We start from the raw sequence: 18575 nt of genomic DNA on the forward strand, positions 1-18575 counted from the left end.
AGGTGGGTCAATTTTAAATCGACGTTAGTGGGTCATTTTTACATCGGCGCTGACATAGAGAAATGAACACGTACATAAGTCTTATCGTAACCACCTACTGGATTGGTCAATGCGACAGACAAGGCAAGAGCTTCAAACTCAGCAAAAGGGTATTGGTGCTCTTTTTGAAACGAACGGGACTCAGAAGCCGTCACTTCTACAAATACAGGGGTAATGTTATTTACTAGGGATTCCATTTTATTCTCCTTTGAATAAATTAGATTGGATATTCCCTAGAGTGATATAGGTGTGAAATTGTTTTGATTGGCTTAAGTGAGAGTGATAATTATTATCTATTGATGTCGGTCAGAAAATCTATGTTAAAATAGAAACATACTTAACATGAAGTCAGCTTCATTCTTTAATCGTATATTTAGTCTTAAGCGAGTCCTAGTTAAGCTAGTAATATTGCCATCTAGGGTATAATGCGGGGTTTCTTTTGGTTGTCTATCTATTATGTATATTAATATCAGTTAGTTACAATCAAAAGGGCGGCATGATGTAATCATCCCTCGCTATTCATAGTGAAATTGAAAACGGAGACTTCGGTCTCCGTTTTTTTATGCTTTGAAATCGTCACTCCCGACAGCGAGGCACGAGCGTGATAGGGAATCTTTATCGTCTAGTTATAGAAACCTGACTGCCGATGTTTACTCTTGCCTCTCATGATATCCTCTGCTCAATATTGCTCTTTATGATTTAGGGTCTTATATTCAATGGTACAGTTATGACATTGATTTAACATGGATAGCTGTTGAATGAAGGACAATAAATACTTGATTTAATATAGATTAATCAAGTCAACAATAAGTCAGTGGAGACTCCCCAATGAAAAAATTACTTTCAGTACTTGCTGTATCTGCAGCGGTAATGGCACCTGCAGCATTTGCTTCTTCGCCTGTCATGTTCTCAACGATCAATGGTTTCAACGCTCCGGATTCAGATGCGGTTGGTGGTGTACGTCTGGCTCTGCTTCACGGACAAGTCAATGACCTCAAAGGTGTCGACCTTGCGGTTGTTGGTATGTCTGAGACACAAACCACGACAGGTGTGAACCTTGGTATTTTTGGTGCATCAAAAGTAAACCAAGAAATGACAGGTGCTTCACTAGGTTTCTTTAACTGGAACACAGGTAAAACAACAGGTGTTAACCTAGGTGCAGTTAACATTACTAATGATGTAAAAGGCGCGAACGTGAGTTTCGTAAACTATTCTGAAGGGAACACTATGGTGGATGTTGGTGCTGCGAACCTTTCAGAAGTATCGACGGTTCAGGTTGGTATCTTTAACAAAACCAATAAAATTGAAGGTGTACAGATTGGCCTGATCAACTGTGCTGACAATGGTTTTTTCCCGTGCTTCCCAATTGTGAATTTCGCTAAGTAAGACGGTAGCCGCGCTGGTTTCAATATTGGTGAGCGACGTTCTTACCAAGGCTTAAAGCTATCCATGATTGAACCTATCAACGCCTTTACTTCTATGTTTAGGCGTTATTTTACATCTGCTATCTCACTCTTTAAACGTTACTGTAAGCATGTCGTTTTATACTCTTGTTGCGATGTTCTCACTTGTGGGTACAATGTGCGCTAAATTTTCAACGATGACTTATATGCTTTGATTAATCCCCATACCGTCGATTTTAAAAAGGCTTTCTTAAGTCTGACCGCCAGCTTTTTAGTGGTTTTTAGCTTGTTACTTGTTGATTCAGCGGAAGAGTCAGAAAAGCAGTATGGAATTGAAAACCAAGGCGTGACACGCTCTTTTGCGGAGCTTACACAGATTATTAATGCGCTTGAATATAATATTACCGCACTTTATCCGCTGCATGGGGATACCTACGTATTCTCACATGAGCAAAAGGTCGAAGGTGATACGTGTTACTTCATTAGTGAAGAGCAAGCTGCCCCTCGATTTGATTTTATGTTCTCTGGCCCAAGTGAGATGTGCGATCTAAAGTCGGAGCTTCATTTAGAAGCAGGTAGGCGCATGTTTATCGCACCCACCATGGCTTACTTTGCGAATACCATTGATACCATCTCTGCGATTTACTTTATCTCCAAAGATAAATTTATTATATCGTCGCCTTCCGATTTCGCCCGTTACATTAAAGGTGACACCTTTGATTCAGTCGTCAATAGTCGCCCTTATTGGGTGAATACGATTCGTTTTGGCTTAGCTCAGGGGCAAGATCAAGTGGTGTATACCGGCCAATACGATGACTACCTAACAGGGAAGAAGGTAGTGACCTTAACCAAAGGTATCTATGTTGATGGTGAGTTTAAAGGAGTACTCGGTGTTGATGGTTACGTCTCTAATCTCGTCTCGAATCCCGTTCATGGATACAAGGTGACGAGCGCAAGAGGAGTAAACAAATATGGACTGTTGGACTTTACCTATTCACGGCCTTTGTATGTCGATGGAGTCAATACTGAGTTATACCTGACTATTGAAGAAGGAAAGAGTGAGCACTTCTTACATTTGCTGGAACTGGAGCGGGTTCAATTACTGATTTTGTTAGCTTTGTACTTTATCTCAGCACTATGGTTGTGGCGGTTTTATACCAAGCAAGAGCACAAGCGATTGAAGAATTTAGCGATGCTCGACCCATTGACTGGTTTATATAATCGGCGTGGTTTTGAAGCTCGGTTGCTGAACCAAAATGAGGAGCCAATTATTGGTGTTGGCGTATTTGATATCGATGATTTCAAAGTGGTGAATGATCAGTATGGTCATAAGGTAGGAGATGAGGTGATTTGCCATGTTGCTCAGTTAATGCTCAACAGCGTTAGGCAGAAAGATATCGTGGCGAGGTTTGGTGGTGAAGAGTTTGTTGTCGCGATTACGGGCGAATCATCCGAATTACTTTCATCGATCTTTGAACGAATTCAAAATGACATTAGTTTACAAAGTTATCGATGCGCGACCGGTGACAAGATTAATATATCAGTCTCAGGGGGAGCGACGCTTTACTCTCTGTACAAGTTCGACAGCATTGGACACTTGTGGGAAAACCAGAGTATTCGTTCATCAGATGAGCAGCTTTATAAGGCGAAGGCCGCAGGCAAGAATCAAGTGTCTATTCACGTACATTAATCTGTGAACTGCAGTTTAGAGCCTAGTCGTTTGCTAGGCTCTTTTTTATCTAAGGAAAAAGACCCTTAAGATGAAACAGTAGCTAAGGATAAAATGCAGCTAAGGCCAAATGTCTGCCGACGAGGTGTTACTTCTTCACGCGGACTTTTCTCATCCACTTCTGATGAACACCACGGCGTAAGCTCTGGAAGCTGTTTTCTACCTTGTCTACCCCAAGCAGAATCACTAGCGCCATTAGCGTGATAATAACCGACTGCGAAAGGTGGCCAAGTGCGATCATCATACCTAATGCAGCGAGTACCCAGATAATCGCCGCTGACGTGACACCATGAATCTTTCCATCTAATGTCATCATTACCCCAGCACCAAGGAATCCAACCCCCGTAATTATCTGACCAAGTACACGAGCTTGATCGAGTGTGTTGGGGGATAGGCTAATCGCCATGGTGAGGAAGAAGTAAGTACCGCTAATGATAAGGATCGATGTCCGTATTCCGACGGGTTTACCGCGTGTTTGCCTTTCGATTCCGATTAGAGAACCACACAACATGCATGCTGCGAGGCCTGCCCAGCTAAAGGGGGCAAGGTTGAGAGCTTGTTCTATAAATTGTGACATATCACCCCTCCTAAGAATTTAGAATAGAGCCGAGTATGCTAATAATAGACCGGACGATCGAACAAAAAATTTTTGTCGTGAAGGTGCATTTAGCAACGTGTTGTCGTTACAGATAAGCTTAGTCGCTTTTTGAAGCTCGCTCGCTATTCAATATGCAGATCGAGTGGCGTCTTGCTGCTGCGTCCGCCAATTTCACGGGTTAACTTAGGTACTAGATAGCCAGAAACCTCAGAGATTAATCCCTTAAAGTGATGTTTCGCTTCTTCATCGGAGATATAGAAATGAGCAGCGCCCTGAACTTTATCAAGTACATGCATGTAGTAAGGTAAAATACCGGCGTCGAATAGCTTTTCACTTAATTTTTTCAATGAATTAGCGCTGTTATTTACGCCTTTTAGCATCACGCCTTGGTTGAGCAGAGTTACCCCACTTTGCTTCAGCTTATGGAAGGCTTGCTTGAGCTCTAAGTTGATTTCATTGGCGTGGTTGATATGGCTGACCATCACTACGTTGAGGCGAGTTTGAGCTAACAATTGGCATAGTTCGTCAGTCACTCGCGCCGGAATCACGATAGGTAATCGGCTGTGAATTCGAACGGTTTTCACATGTGGAATTTGTTCGATGGCATTGATCAGCCAATCTAGTTCGCTGTCCTTTGCCATCAGAGGGTCGCCCCCAGATAAGATCACCTCGTTGATCTCCGGATGTTGAGCCACATAATCGAGGCTAGTTTGCCAAACAGACTTAGATCCTTTGTTATCTTGATAAGGGAAATGACGGCGAAAGCAGTAACGGCAGTTAATCGCGCAGCCACCTTTCACGATCATTAGCGCGCGGCTTTTGTATTTGTGTAGTAGTCCCGGAATCGCGTTGTCTTGTTCTTCCAGTGGATCAGCAGAATAGCCTTGGTGCACATCAAACTCTTCACTTAGCGGTAAAACTTGTCTTAGCAAAGGGTCGTGTGGATTGCCTTTTTCCATTCGCTCAACAAAGCTAAGAGGAACTCGAAGTGAAAACAGCTCACGTGCTGCGAATCCTTTTTGCCACGGTGTTGGGTCTATTTCCAATGCTTCAAGCAGTTTTGTCGGGTCAGAGATCGCATTCGATAGTTGTTTGAGCCAGTTTTGCTCAACAGATTCGACTTTTCGGGTTATGATATGCGGCATTGAAATTAACTCAAAGATGTGGAAGAGAAAATCATGGCGTCAGTAAGCACCAATGAATTCAAAGGCGGTTTAAAATTCATGTTAGATAACGAGCCTTGCGCAATTATCGACAATGAATACGTTAAGCCAGGTAAAGGCCAAGCGTTTAACCGTGTAAAACTTCGTAAACTGCTGTCAGGCAAAGTGTTAGAGAAAACATTCAAGTCAGGCGAAAGCTTCGAGCTTGCAGATGTTGTTGACGTTGAACTAGGCTACCTATACAACGATGGCGAATTCTACCACTTCATGAACAACGAAACATTTGAGCAAATCGCAGCAGACGTAAAAGCAGTCGCTGATTCAGCAAAATGGTTAGTTGAAAATGACGTTTGTACTCTAACGTTGTGGAATGATAACCCTATCACTGTTACTCCGCCAAACTTTGTTGAGATCGAAGTAACTGAAACTGATCCTGGCCTTAAAGGCGATACACAGGGTACGGGTGGTAAACCTGCAACTCTAGCAACAGGCGCGGTAGTTCGTGTTCCTCTATTCATCGCTATCGGTGAAGTTGTTAAAGTTGATACTCGTACTGGCGAATACGTTGGTCGTGTAAAATAATTTGATTGTGCCCATCTTGTTTAGGATGGCTCAGTGAAATAGAAAAGGTCGCTTATGAGCGGCCTTTTTTGTATCTGGCGTTTGAGAAAAGGCAGATGCGCGTAAACGAGATGCGAGATACGAAAAGCAGGAAGAGCAAGAGTGAGTGAGCTAGATGTGTGATATTCGCAAACAATAAAAAAGCAGAGCTAGATAACCTAGCTCTGCTTTCTATTTTTTGCTCTTAAGCTCTTCGATACTCGTTTACTCGAATCCCGTATCTGCTCTTAAATCATAAAGATGAAGATAACAGATAGCGCGCTTATTAGGCCTGCAACGAAGTAGCAACCCACTTTACCTGCAACGCCAACGTGGAACTTAAGGTCGTGCATGCCGTGGTGAAGACGGTGCATTGCGTGCCACATTGGCAGTGCTAGCGTACCGATGATGAATAGCGCACCGATAATGCTGGTGGCAAACTCAGAGACACGCTCGTAGCTCATTGCATCCGCATCGATTATGCCCATTGGCACCAAGATACCCAGCACTAGAATCGTGATTGGTGTAATCATCGCGAACCAAGTACCGCCAGCGCCGAATAGGCCCCACCAGATTGGTTCATCAGAGCGTTTCGGATTGTGGTTAACATTGTAATTTGTGTTCATAACGAAGCTCCTTACACCACCATCAGAACGATTAAAGAAATAAATGCCACCGCTGCCCACTGGGTCAGTACGATGATTCTTTTATCTACCAATTTGCCTTTAAGACGGATTGGCATTACTTGAGGCATCATGCTGAAGAAGGTCTGAGCGTGCAGTAAGCTGCCAAGCAGTGCCACGATGTTGATACCAACAACGATAGGGTTAGCCATAAAGCTCAACCAACCTTCCCACGCTTCAGGGCCTTTCACTAGCGAACCCAAACCGAAGGTTAGGAACAGAGTGAATAGAATCAAAGGCAGTACAGTCGCTTCACGTAGCATGTAGAAGCGGTAGAACGGATGGTTGCTCCACCATGTTCTCTTCATCTCACGAACATAAGGCTTACGATTGCTCATATTATGCCTCCTCTGCTGTTTTTACTTGCGATCCATCAGGCTTGAACATCGAGATAACGAAGTCCATTGAAGACTCAACTTTGCCTTGGTTAACTGCCGCTGCTGGATCTACTTTCTTCGGACAAACGTCAGAACAGTAACCTACAAACGTACAGCCCCAAGCACCGTTGTCGCCATTGATAAGCTTCATGCGCTCAGCTTTACCATTGTCACGGCTATCTAGGTTGTAGCGGTGAGCAAGAGCAAGTGCCGCAGGGCCGATGAACTCAGGATTTAGACCAAACTGAGGACACGCTGCGTAACACAAACCACAGTTGATGCAGCCAGCGAACTGTTTGTACTTCGCCATTTGCTCTGGAGTTTGGATGTTAGTGCCGTCTTCTGGCTTACGGTCGTTACCAATGATGTAAGGTTTGATTGCTTCCAGGCGCTCGATAAACGGCGTCATGTCGACAATCAAATCTTTCTCGATTGGGAAGTTAGCTAAAGGCTCGATCTTGAAGCCGTTCGGGTAGTCACGTAAGAAGCTCTTACATGCCAGTTTTGGCACGCCATCAACCATGATGCCGCAAGAACCACAAATCGCCATACGACAAGACCAACGGTAAGACAGGTCTTTATCTAGGTTATCTTTGATGTAACCAATCGCATCAAGTACCGACATGGTTTCATCAAATGGAACTTCAAAGGTTTGAAAGTGAGGTTCTGCATCGTGCTCAGGGTCATAACGCAGAATTTCAATTTTTTGGATTCGATTCGCTGACATTATGCTTGCTCCTCTTCGCTCTTCTTCGCATTCTCTTCTGCCGCTTTTTCAGCAGCAGCGGCTTTCTCGGCTGCTTCACCGTATAGACGAGCTTTAGGTTGAGATTTAGTAATCTTAACGCCGCTGTAGTCGATAGTTGGTGCTGCATCTTCGTTGTAGAAAGATAGAGAATGTTTAAGGAAGTTCACGTCATCACGTTCTGTGCAGTTGTCGTCTAGACGTTGGTGTGCTCCGCGAGACTCTTTACGAAGGATCGCTGAGTGAACCATCGCTTCGGCAACTTCAAGGCCGTAACCCACTTCGATAGCGTAAAGTAGGTCAGTGTTGAACACTTTGCCTTTGTCTTTAATGCTGATCTTCTTGTAGCGAGCTTTCAGTTCAGTGATTTTGTCGATGGTTTCTTGCATCAAGTCTTCTTGACGGTAGATACCACAACCCGCTTCCATGGTGTGACCCATTTCAGTACGGATATCAGCCCAGTTCTCATCGCCTTCTTGAGCCAAGATGCCAGCGATGCGATCTTCAACCGCTTTCACTTGCTTAGCAATAGACTCTTCGTTCCAGCCTTTGAATTCAGCGGCACGTTTCACGGCTTGTTCACCGGCTACGCGGCCGAATACTACGAATTCAGCAAGAGAGTTAGACCCTAGGCGGTTTGCGCCATGTAGGCCAACTGAAGCACACTCACCAACAGCGAATAGCCCTTTAATGCGAGTTTCACAGGTACCGTTGGTTTCAATACCACCCATGGTGTAGTGAACGGTTGGGCGAATTGGGATTGGCTCTTTTGCTGGGTCTACGTTTACGTACGCTTTTGCAAGCTCACAGATAAACGGAAGACGCTCTTGCAGGTACTCTTCACCAAGGTGGCGAAGGTCAAGGTGTACGACATCACCAAGCGGGTGCTTGATGGTGTTGCCTTTCTGCTGCTCGTGCCAGAATGCTTGAGAAACTTTGTCACGAGGACCCAGTTCCATGTATTTGTTTTTCGGCTCGCCCACTGGAGTTTCAGGGCCCATGCCGTAATCTTGTAGGTAACGGTAGCCGTTCTTGTTGACGATGATACCGCCTTCACCACGACAACCTTCGGTCATCAAGATGCCAGTGCCCGGTAGGCCTGTTGGGTGGTATTGAACGAACTCCATATCACGCAGTGGCACACCGTGGCGATAAGCCATTGCCATACCGTCGCCAGTCACGATGCCGCCGTTAGTATTGCAGTGGTAAACACGACCTGCGCCACCGGTTGCTAATACAACAGATTTCGCTTTAATAGTAACAAGCTCACCTTCAGACATATGAATCGCGATTAGGCCTTGTACTTCGCCATCTTCAACGATCAAATCCACCACAAAGTACTCATCAAATCGTTTGATTGTGTCGTACTTCATCGAAGTCTGGAACAGAGTATGAAGCATGTGGAAGCCGGTTTTATCCGCTGCGAACCACGTTCTCTCTACTTTCATACCGCCGAATCGGCGTACGTTTACTTCACCGTTTTCTTTACGACTCCATGGGCAGCCCCATTGTTCCATTTGGATCATTTCGCGAGTCGAGTTTTCAACAAAGTATTCAACAACATCCTGTTCACATAGCCAGTCGCCACCGCCAACAGTATCGTTGAAGTGGTTATCTAGGCTATCTTCGTCTTTAATTACTGCTGCTGAACCGCCTTCTGCTGCTACCGTGTGCGAACGCATTGGGTAAACTTTAGAAATCAGTGCTACTTCCAATTCAGGATTAGCTTCAGCCGCAGCGATAGCTGTACGAAGACCAGCGCCGCCTGCGCCGATGACTGCGATATCTGTGGTAATTGTCTTCACAGTTATTCTCCAGTGTGATGCGGAGTATTCCGCTTGTTATTATAGAAAGCTTATTTAGGAGGTTCTAAATCGTAGGAACCATTTAGCACCCCTAAGCCTTAAGTGGTAGGTTTAGTGTAAGAGAGGAAGGCATTTCAAAAATTGATGCATTTGGGTTTTTAGGTCGGTAATGCATATGGAGGCATAGAAATTATAGGTTATGTGACTGCAATCACGGCAATGAATTGTTGATAACGATTAACCCACAGGACGGGTGTTAACGGCTTGTTGAGTATGATTTTTGTTATCAATGTGGATGTAAAATCTGTATTGATAATTGTATTGTAGAACGTAATTTTCTGGCTTCATTAAAACAACATTTCGCTTTCAAGAATAGAAAGATAGAAGCTTACAAAAGCGATGAAAGGTGGTAATTTTCGTCGTCTAAAATTCAGCAATATGGAACTCAATAATGCACTCTACATGGCAACCGGCCGCAACCATTAAGCAGTTAAAGCAACGTGCTGATATCCTTAATCAAATTCGTCAGTTCTTTGTTGAGCGAAACGTGATGGAAGTGGATACGCCTGCGATGAGCCACGCCACGGTGACGGACGTGCATTTACATACCTTTAAAACTGAATTCGTAGGGCCAGGTTATGCGCACGGCCAGCCACTATTCTTTATGACTAGCCCAGAGTTTCATATGAAACGCTTGTTGGCTGCCGGAAGCGGTTGTATTTACCAAATTTGTAAATCTTTTCGCAATGAAGAAAATGGCCGTTATCACAACCCTGAGTTCACTATGTTGGAGTGGTATCGCGTTGGTTTTGATCATCATGACCTGATGGATGAGATGGATCTGCTGTTACAGCAGGTACTTAAATCAGGCATAGCAGAGCGAATGACTTACCAACAAGCCTTTATTGATGTGTTAGGTGTTTGTCCGCTGGAAGATTCGATGGATACGCTAAAGCAAGCAGCTGCGAAACTAGGGCTCAGCGACATAGCTGACCCCGAGCAAGATCGCGATACGTTATTGCAGCTTCTTTTCAGTATTGGGGTCGAGGCGAAAATAGGCCAGCAGGTGCCTGCGTTTGTGTATGACTTCCCAGCATCGCAAGCAGCGTTAGCTAAGATCAATCCAAACGATTCACGAGTCGCCGATCGCTTTGAGGTGTATTTCAAAGGAATTGAGTTAGCAAACGGCTTCCACGAGTTAGATAAACCGCAAGAACAACTTAAGCGCTTTGAAGATGATAATGCCAAACGTATTGAGATGGGCTTATCACCTCAACCGATTGATCATCACTTGATTGAGGCATTAAAAGCAGGCTTACCAGACTGTGCGGGTGTTGCTTTGGGTATCGACCGTCTGATCATGCTGGCGTTAGGTTATGACCATATCGATGATGTGACGGCTTTTCCTTTCCCACGTTCTTAGCTCTCTATTCAGCTAGTCTTACTGACGGTTTGGCTAGCTGACCAGAATCCCAGTACCCACTACGGCAACAATGGCACCGATCCAAGCGTAGGCATTTGGTCTCTGCTTGGTGTAAAGCCAAAGTATCGGTAACAACATGATGGGTGTAGTTGAAGATAACAGAGCGACCATACCGACATTACCTTCCTGCAACGCATACAAAATCAACGTCATTCCTACTGCCATCGCTAGAAAACCATTAACCGCGGTAATCGCGAATATCTGCTTATTCATTGGGTTAAGTGCGCGTGAAAGTTTGGCGCCTGTTAAACGAAATGCGGAGTGAGCAACAAAAGCGGTGATCATTCGAATGGCAGAAGCGGCAACAGGGTCGATACTGGTTTGCATCACGGGTTTGGCAATGATGCCGCCCAATGCTTGGCAGATCGCTGCGGTGATTCCCAGTGCGACACCAATCCACACGGTGCCCTTGATGGTTTCAAGCTGGTTGTTGGCTTGTCCTCGACGACCAAAGAATATCGCAGTTAATACACCACTAAACACCAAAGCCGAGCCAATCAGCTCAATAGAGGTCATACTTTCACTAAACAGGAAGTAACCAAGAATCGCCGAGAACACGGCGTGACAAGAGAACAGTAAACCCGCTTGGCGCGGTCCCATTCGGTTCAAACAGGCAAATAGGGCGGTATCACCAATGAATATACCAATCAGGCCAGATAGCATCATCGGCGTGATTAGATTGGCTTCGACAGTTGACCAACCTCCGGTAAACCAAGCCATGCTCGATAAGATGATCGCGGTACAACCCATTCTCCAACGGCTATAGGCGAAAGAACCTAAGTGTTGGGCAGGCTTTACTGACATTAGGCTCGCAATAGCCCAAAGAAAAGCGGCAGCTAGAGCTAACCATTCAAATCCCATCTGAATAACATCCTTGTGTCTGGGATAAATTAGCTCATCAATATGCATCAAACCGAACTGAGAACAAAGTGATTCTTATGAAAGAACTACTTTGTTTCAGTTATTAGTTTATGTCAGCTGTCGCTCGGTGGTGTGGTTCACTTACTTTGCTTGAGTCGCACTATACCTTAAAGCGCTCCACGTCCTGGCGCATCGACTCGGCAGCGCTACTCATTTCATTTGAGCTATTGCGACTGCTTTCAGCTTGCTGTGCAAGGTCATCAGAGGCATCCTTGATTCCTTGCGTATTACGGCTGATGTCTTCGCTGACCGCGCGTTGCTCTTCCGCAGCACTCGCTATTTGCAGCGCCATATCGTTGATTTCAGTGATTGCCTGAGTGATTTTAGTCAGGCTGCCATGAGCTTGTTCTGCGAAGCCAACACTGTTCTCTGCTAACTGAGTGCTGGTGGTCATGCTTTCAACGGCATGTTCGGTATTTTTCTGCAGTGTATCAATCATCACGCGGATCTCTTCCGTCGAGCCATGCGTTCTTTGGCTGAGCACTCGCACTTCATCGGCGACAACTGCAAACCCACGACCTTGTTCACCCGCACGAGCGGCTTCAATCGCGGCATTCAATGCCAACAGGTTGGTCTGTTCGGCAATGCCTTGAATGGTGGATAGGATCTGGTTGATGCTTTGAGCATTACTCTCTAATTCACGAATAACATTGGCTGCATCTTCAACCTGAGTCGCAAGGCCTGTAATCGCATCGCGGTTTTGTTGGATAACCTCTTGGCCTTCGTTACAAGCGGTAGCGGATGCTTGAGATGCGGAGGCGGTTAATTCGGCATGGCTGGCCACTTCAGCTGCGGTGGCGGACATTTCATGAATCGCAGTCGCAATTTGGTTGATGTCGTTTTGTTGGTTCTCGACTCGAATCGAAGATTGCGTAGCCAGTTGATTGGCTTTTTCCGCATGGTTGTTTAAGTCGTGACTGTGCTCTATTACGCCCTTAAGCATGCTTTGCATCTGGCTCAAGAACTGGTTTACGAGCTCGGCAAGTTTGCCAATTTCATCCATGCGCTTGATATCAATACGCTGAGTCAGGTCGCCTCTGCCTTGAGCAAGCTGAGTCAGTGCTTCAGACAATGTTTGCAGTGGGTGCAGCAAGCGGTTAATCACCATTGTGCTCGCAATCGAAATGACGATGTATAAAATCAAAGAGGTAAGCGTGATAAATTGAATGGCATCGGATACCGCAGAAAATGCCATTTCTTTATCGATCACAATACCCAATGACCAATCGGTATTCGGAACGTTAGCGATGTAGACCATTTTATCGCCTTGACCAGGCCAAGTTAACGTCGTGATCATTTGGTTTTGGAGCAGTTGTGATACTTTGTCGACCGTTAGCTCAGGGTTCAAATTCGTCAGTGGTTTCTGACTCAACTCTTCATCACTGTAGGCGACGATGTTGTTATTACCGTCGACTAAAAAAGCAAAACCGTCATTATCGAGTTTTACATTGAGTACGGTATCAATAATGCTGGTTACGGTTAAGTCTGCCGCGATAACACCCTGTCTTTCACCATTAAATGCTTTAGCGAAACTGATGACAATGCTGCCGTCAAAATCTTGATAAGGTTCGGTAATGATGAGTTCAGATGTCGCGTTTGCATCTTTATACCAAGGGCGGGATCGTGGGTCGTAGTCTGCTGGCCAATCCTCAGCCTTGTCGCCATAAGCTATACTGCCATCACTGAATCCTGCATAAACAGACAAGAATTGCCCGGCTTGCTTGGTGATCAATAACTCGCGATCAGAGTTGCTATTGCTTGAAATGGTCGATTCATTGGCAAGCATCATATCACTGCGGATTGATAACCAATCGGCAATGTAGTTCGTCGTACCAACACTCACGTTTTTCACCTGTTGGTTGATCGCGACTTCAGTTTCTTGAGTAAGCTGATTAACAGATATCCAAGCTTGAGCGCCACTTACGACGGCAATAATAACCGCGATAGCGATCTGAATTTTGAACTTAATAGTATGTCTCAAGGTTTATCCCTCCTTCTTGGATAAAAGGCTAATGACAGCGACGCGTTGGATTGCGAACGGATGTGTCTCTGCTAGGTGTCTAGTGTCGTTATATTTAAAGTTCGAAACGTGTTGAAAATCATAATTTAAATATATATATGATTATTTTTAATAAACAGTGAAGTGGAATCACAATTGGTTGCTGCTAAGGTGTTAATTGTTATCAGGATTTATCTTATTGGTTAAAATCTGGTGGCCCGCCAGCTAGCGAGGTCACGATTACTAGCTGGACGGAAGGGAGGCATTGACGTGCTAAGTGATAATAAACAGCGCGAGGTAGACCATCAGTAAGCCGACAATCCCTAAGATGATACCCATCTTCGCCATATCTTTGCTTTCGATAAGCCCAGTTGAGTAAGCCAGCGAGTTTGGTGGCGTCGATACTGGAAGAATCATCCCGAGCGATGCCGAGAAGGCGACCACAACCAGCAAGCCTTGTAAGCCTCCAATTGCTACTAGGCTTTCCATAGAAGCGCCAATCGCAGCTGCTATCGGCATCAGCAAGTTTGCGGTAGCTGTGTTCGACATGAAATTAGCCATTAGCCAACACACGATAGACAGCGTTAGTACCACTGCAGTCGGCGAGAGCGATTCATAATCAATCGCGTGTGCGAGTGCAGCGGCTAAGCCTGTTTTATCCAAGCCAATCCCAATCGCTATACCACCCGCAACCAGCCACAACACATCCCAGTTAATCAGCTTGAGTTCTTCTTTGCCCATGATGCCAGTGAGAGTAAAAACAGCCAGTGGAATGATAGAGACCACATAAGTGTTCATGCCATGCAGTTTGGTGGTCATCCACAATAAGATTGTCGCAGCGAAGGTGATGTAAACCACGATCGCTCGCCAGCTCTTTTTAAATTGTCCATCAAGCTTGAGGACCATATTTCTTTCTTTAGAAGGGAAGAGTTTTTGTAGGAGGAACCAAGCGATGGTCAGTTGGATGATCACAAAGGGTAAGCCCATCATCATCCAACTAAGGAAGTCGATACTGTTTTCGCCAGTTAGGTATTGCAGTGCGATCGCATTGGGTGGTGTACCTATGGGTGTTGCGATGCCACCGGTATTGGCGGCGATTGGAATACACAACACGAGCGCTTTAATCCCCATGTCGCCTTTTGGTGCAGAGGCTACGATAGGACCTAGCAATGCGAGCATCATTACCGTTGTTGCGGTATTTGACATGAACATTGAGAACACGGCGGTGATAAGCATTAAACCCAGCATAATAAAGCGCGGTTCTGTGCCAAATGGTTTGAGCAGCACGCGAGCTAAATTGTTGTCGAGTTCGTATTTGGATGCGGATATCGCAAGAGCAAAGCCACCCATGAAAAGGATGATGATTGGTGACGAAAATGCACCGAAGATGTCGGTATATTTGATTAATTCACCGAGATCGTGTCCTGCTGGTGGGTTTCTAAATAGATGTAAACCCTTGTCGGAAATCATCACCAGTTCAAGCGCAATGATCAGAATTGACGTGGCGAATACCGGAACGGGTTCAAGCACCCACAGTAGAGCTGCTAGTAAGAATATCGCCAACAAGCGGTGTTGAATCAGCGTGAGGTCATTGATAGGTATGGAATCTATTGGCATGAATAACACGCCTAAGGGAATCGCAAAACAAATCAACAGCTTGACCAGAACGCCAATATTGAGTTTAGGCATGTACAAAGACCCCATGAATAAAATATCTTCAAATAGAGTAAGTTATCTGGATTTTTGGTACTTGGAGGCGGGTTGTAAAATCGAAAAGTTGTTTAAGGTTTCGACAGTTGTTTTGCTTTTGGTCAATATTTCATCTGGGCAATTAGAGGCAAGAGTGAGAAGCAGCAGGTGGCTGGGCAGGGGGGAGGATTGAGGTTTGAAAGCTTGGGTTGTTAGAGCTTGAGTAGGAAACGAATTGGTAGAGTTCAGAAAAAGGCGCGTTCTTCTCTGATATAGAAAAAGTAACGCGCCTTTAAACTAAATGAGTTAACTCAGATCGTTAAGCTTGGTCAGTGTTCTCTGCTGAATCAACAGCTTCAGTCTCAACGTCTTTACCCGCAATGTGCGCGAAAGGAGTGCCTAGAACGGTTTTCTCACCATTCTGCATAGTGTCGTCAAACTTGATTGCATCTTTAGCAAACAGGTTGATAACCGTTGAACCAAGCTTGAAGCGACCCATCTCTTCGCCTTTCTTCAAGATAATAGATTTATCACCTTGTGCTGGGTAATCCCACTTGTAAACCGAGTTACCGCGAGGTGGCGTGATGGTGCCAGCCCATACTTGCTCGATGCTACCTACGATAGTTGCACCAACCAGCACTTGTGCCATTGGGCCAAACTCAGTATCAAAGATACAAACCACACGTTCGTTACGTGCGAATAGGTTTGGAACGTTCTCTGCCGTTAGCGGGTTTACTGAGAAAAGATCACCGGGAACGTAGATCATCTGACGCAGTGTGCCGTCGCATGGCATGTGCACACGGTGATAATCACTTGGCGACAAGTAAAGCGTTGCGAATTCACCGTCTTTAAACTCATCGGCTAGGTCTGCATCACCACCAAGCAACTCACGTGCTGAGTAGTTATGGTTTTTAGCTTGAATCAGTTGACCATCAGTAATTGGGCCAAACTGACTTACACGTGCATCAGCAGGGTGAACAATAACAGACTCACCTTCTGCGATAGGGCGCATGCCTTCTTTCAATTCACGTACGAAGAATTCATTGAATGTCTTAAAGTGTTTTGGATCGCTATGCAGAGCTTCATCCATGTTCACTTTGTATTGCTTGATGAACCAGTTAATGATCGCTGTCGTTAAACCACCCGCTTTAGCAGACGCCAGTTTACCAACTAAACGAGTCAGGCCATGTTGTGGGATCCAGTACTGCAATCCAACTTTAATCTTATCCATTGTATTAATTTTCCGATGCTAATTGTTTTTCAATTAAATCTGTCGATGACGGTTTAGGGCGCGAGATGTTACTTAAGTTCGCGCCAATTGTCAGTAAATGCACACATTTGTTCACAAAAACGCGATTAGAGATCGGCTTTCTTGCTTCGTGAGTACTGACGGTTATCTTTGTTGTCAGCCATTGTTTCAATAATGCGGTGGTAGCTAGCAAAACGTAAGCGGCTAATTTTTCCGTCTTCAACGGCTTCACGCAGAAGACATCCTGGGTCGTCATTGTGTTTACAATCGCGGAACTTACAGCCACCTAGGTATGGCTTGAATTCAATGAAAGCATCTGTGACTTCATCGGGTTCTAAATGCCATAGGCCGAATTCACGTACCCCAGGGGAATCGATAAGATCACCACCAGAAGGGAAGTGATACAAACGCGCTGCTGTGGTGGTGTGTTGACCCAGTCCTGAGTTTTCAGAAACTGCGCCTTCTTCAATGTCCAATGTTGGCATCAGTGCATTCACTACGCTGGATTTACCTACACCAGATTGACCAACGAAAATGTTGATACGATCTTTCAGTTCAGCTTCCAACTCTTTGATGCCGTACCCCGACTCTTTACTCACGAACATGACTTTATAGCCGATTTTCTCGTATATCTTCAGTGTTTCGCGGTATTCGCTAATTTGTTGTTCTGTCAGCAAGTCAACTTTATTGAGTACAACTAAAGGGGCGATATTCACCGTTTCAGAGGCGATCAAGTAGCGGTCGATGATATTAAGTGATAGCTCTGGTAGTACAGCTGAAACGATAACCATTTGGTCTACGTTTGCGGCAACCGGTTTGAGGCCGTCATAGTAGTCAGGGCGAGTTAGCATTGATGTTCTTGGCTCAACGGCTTCGACAACACCTGAGATGCCAGCCATTGACTCAAGCCCTGCGCGCCAAGTTACTCGGTCACCAGAAACTAAAGTCTCAATACTACGGCGTAAGTTACAACGGTGAACTTCGTTGGTTTCAAGATCTTCGATATCGGCATGTTGACCAAAGCGCGTAATCACGAGTCCGCTTTTTGTTCCGCCAAGCATGTTCTCGTCCCATTGGATAGAATCTTCTTTCTTGAGTCGCTTGTTCTGGTTGCTACGTACGCGACGTACCTGACCTTTGGTTAACTTCTTTTTTTTAGCCACAATTTTTCACTTAACACATCTAACTTGATGATTGGGAACTCAAACAGGATGTTGCTACTGCCATATGATTTCGATGGCTCTAAAGCTAGTTTGAGTATAGTTATTTGGGTATAGTACCTCTTTTATACATAAACAAATAGGCGACGCCTTATGTCCTTTAGCGATCAGAACCTTATTTGGGTTGATCTCGAGATGACAGGACTTGATCCTGAAACTCATAAAATCATTGAAATTGCTACTATCGTTACTGATAGTGAGCTTAATATCCTGGCTGAAGGACCTGTTTTGGCTATTCACCAACCTCAGAGTGAATTGGACAAGATGGACGAGTGGTGCACAACGACTCACACCGGCAGTGGCCTAGTGAAACGAATTCAAGACAGTACAGTTTCAGAACAAGATGCCATTCAACAAACGATTGAATTTCTGGAAAAATGGGTACCAAAAGGTAAGTCACCAATTTGTGGCAACAGCATTGGTCAAGATCGCCGATTCTTATACAAGCACATGCCAGAGCTGGAAGAGTACTTCCACTACCGCTATGTTGATGTTAGCACCCTGAAAGAGCTGACTCGCCGTTGGAAGCCTGAAGTGTTAGATGGTTTTTCTAAGTCGGGAAGCCACCTTGCATTAGACGATATTCGAGAGTCTATTGCTGAGCTGCAGTACTATCGAAAAACAATTATTAACATCTAATCAGATCAAATGTTCACGTTTATCTAACTTTTCAGGGACATAAGAGCTATTTTTTTTGCAAATATGTGTGCTTTTACAGCAGTTGAGTAAAAACTTGCTGATTTTTGCATTAAGGACTTGCATCACAAAAAAATGCTCTTATAATTCGCAGCCCTGAACGGCGAAAGACGTTTTCAGTTTGCGATACTAGCTCAGTTGGTAGAGCGCAACCTTGCCAAGGTTGAGGTCATCGG

Annotated in this window: 17 protein-coding genes; 5 read left to right on the forward strand and 12 right to left on the reverse strand. The window is 44.9% G+C overall.

From position 1 onward, the window contains the following. Nucleotides 1-38 precede the first annotated feature (38 nt). Nucleotides 39-236, reverse strand: a complete 198-nt coding sequence (locus AB6D07_RS20760) for an LPD25 domain-containing protein (RefSeq protein WP_372092002.1) — start codon at nucleotides 234-236, stop codon at nucleotides 39-41. Nucleotides 237-867: 631 nt separating this feature from the next. Between AB6D07_RS20760 and AB6D07_RS20765 the strand changes: the two genes are divergently transcribed. Next, nucleotides 868-1425 carry a VC2662 family protein gene (locus AB6D07_RS20765; protein WP_009847923.1) on the forward strand — a complete coding sequence of 186 codons (558 nt, stop codon included), beginning with the start codon at nucleotides 868-870 and terminating at the stop codon, nucleotides 1423-1425. A 273-nt stretch (nucleotides 1426-1698) separates the two neighbouring features. Then, entirely contained in the window at nucleotides 1699-3132 is a 1434-nt protein-coding gene (locus AB6D07_RS20770; RefSeq protein ID WP_081324629.1) for a sensor domain-containing diguanylate cyclase, read from the forward strand. Nucleotides 3133-3259: 127 nt separating this feature from the next. On the opposite strand, the gene AB6D07_RS20775 is transcribed toward AB6D07_RS20770, so the two are convergent. Together AB6D07_RS20775 and epmB are read right to left on the reverse strand one after the other, a co-directional pair. Beyond that, nucleotides 3260-3748, reverse strand: coding sequence for an MgtC/SapB family protein (locus AB6D07_RS20775; protein WP_009847921.1), 489 nt, complete (start codon nucleotides 3746-3748; stop codon nucleotides 3260-3262). A 143-nt stretch (nucleotides 3749-3891) separates the two neighbouring features. Further along, complete coding sequence (gene epmB / locus AB6D07_RS20780; RefSeq protein ID WP_017103366.1) at nucleotides 3892-4914, reverse strand: EF-P beta-lysylation protein EpmB; 1023 nt, start codon at nucleotides 4912-4914, stop codon at nucleotides 3892-3894. A 33-nt stretch (nucleotides 4915-4947) separates the two neighbouring features. On the opposite strand from epmB, the gene efp reads away from it, so the two are divergent. Beyond that, complete coding sequence (gene efp, locus AB6D07_RS20785; protein WP_009847919.1) at nucleotides 4948-5514, forward strand: elongation factor P; 567 nt, start codon at nucleotides 4948-4950, stop codon at nucleotides 5512-5514. Nucleotides 5515-5780: 266 nt separating this feature from the next. Here efp and frdD read toward each other — a convergent pair whose 3' ends face one another. The 4 genes from frdD to frdA are packed head-to-tail and all read right to left on the reverse strand — an operon-like array spanning nucleotide 5781 to nucleotide 9142. Further along, nucleotides 5781-6158, reverse strand: a complete 378-nt coding sequence (gene frdD, locus AB6D07_RS20790; protein WP_009847918.1) for a fumarate reductase subunit FrdD — start codon at nucleotides 6156-6158, stop codon at nucleotides 5781-5783. Between the two features lie 11 nt (nucleotides 6159-6169). After that, on the reverse strand, nucleotides 6170-6553 hold the full coding sequence (gene frdC, locus AB6D07_RS20795; RefSeq protein ID WP_017097244.1) for a fumarate reductase subunit FrdC: 384 nt from the start codon (nucleotides 6551-6553) through the stop codon (nucleotides 6170-6172). Between the two features lies 1 nt (nucleotide 6554). Beyond that, nucleotides 6555-7319, reverse strand: a complete 765-nt coding sequence (locus AB6D07_RS20800) for a succinate dehydrogenase/fumarate reductase iron-sulfur subunit (protein WP_009847917.1) — start codon at nucleotides 7317-7319, stop codon at nucleotides 6555-6557. Then, nucleotides 7319-9142 (reverse strand): fumarate reductase (quinol) flavoprotein subunit, encoded by a 1824-nt coding sequence (gene frdA, locus AB6D07_RS20805; protein WP_012603097.1) that lies wholly within the window; start codon nucleotides 9140-9142, stop codon nucleotides 7319-7321. The genes AB6D07_RS20800 and frdA overlap by 1 nt, the downstream gene beginning before the upstream one ends. 451 nt (nucleotides 9143-9593) lie before the next feature. Here frdA and epmA point away from each other — a divergent pair, with 451 nt between their 5' ends. After that, complete coding sequence (gene epmA, locus AB6D07_RS20810; protein ID WP_009847915.1) at nucleotides 9594-10565, forward strand: elongation factor P--(R)-beta-lysine ligase; 972 nt, start codon at nucleotides 9594-9596, stop codon at nucleotides 10563-10565. Nucleotides 10566-10598: 33 nt separating this feature from the next. Here epmA and AB6D07_RS20815 read toward each other — a convergent pair whose 3' ends face one another. The 5 genes from AB6D07_RS20815 to rsgA all read right to left on the reverse strand — a co-directional run bounded on the left by AB6D07_RS20815 (nucleotide 10599) and on the right by rsgA (nucleotide 17646). Next, entirely contained in the window at nucleotides 10599-11486 is an 888-nt protein-coding gene (locus AB6D07_RS20815) for a DMT family transporter (RefSeq protein ID WP_009847914.1), read from the reverse strand. A 160-nt stretch (nucleotides 11487-11646) separates the two neighbouring features. Then, complete coding sequence (locus tag AB6D07_RS20820; protein ID WP_009847913.1) at nucleotides 11647-13527, reverse strand: methyl-accepting chemotaxis protein; 1881 nt, start codon at nucleotides 13525-13527, stop codon at nucleotides 11647-11649. A gap of 291 nt (nucleotides 13528-13818) precedes the next feature. Further along, nucleotides 13819-15234 carry a DASS family sodium-coupled anion symporter gene (locus tag AB6D07_RS20825; protein WP_029222984.1) on the reverse strand — a complete coding sequence of 472 codons (1416 nt, stop codon included), beginning with the start codon at nucleotides 15232-15234 and terminating at the stop codon, nucleotides 13819-13821. A gap of 319 nt (nucleotides 15235-15553) precedes the next feature. Next, nucleotides 15554-16465: an archaetidylserine decarboxylase gene (gene asd, locus AB6D07_RS20830; RefSeq protein WP_017103362.1), complete on the reverse strand. Its 912-nt coding sequence runs from the start codon at nucleotides 16463-16465 to the stop codon at nucleotides 15554-15556. A gap of 125 nt (nucleotides 16466-16590) precedes the next feature. Beyond that, on the reverse strand, nucleotides 16591-17646 hold the full coding sequence (gene rsgA, locus AB6D07_RS20835) for a small ribosomal subunit biogenesis GTPase RsgA (RefSeq protein ID WP_012603102.1): 1056 nt from the start codon (nucleotides 17644-17646) through the stop codon (nucleotides 16591-16593). A gap of 150 nt (nucleotides 17647-17796) precedes the next feature. Here rsgA and orn point away from each other — a divergent pair, with 150 nt between their 5' ends. Beyond that, on the forward strand, nucleotides 17797-18342 hold the full coding sequence (gene orn, locus AB6D07_RS20840) for an oligoribonuclease (protein WP_012603103.1): 546 nt from the start codon (nucleotides 17797-17799) through the stop codon (nucleotides 18340-18342). Nucleotides 18343-18575: the final 233 nt, after the last annotated feature.

This window comes from Vibrio sp. 10N.239.312.C11 (genome assembly GCF_041466065.1).
Classification (GTDB): Bacteria; Pseudomonadota; Gammaproteobacteria; order Enterobacterales; family Vibrionaceae; genus Vibrio; species Vibrio tasmaniensis_A.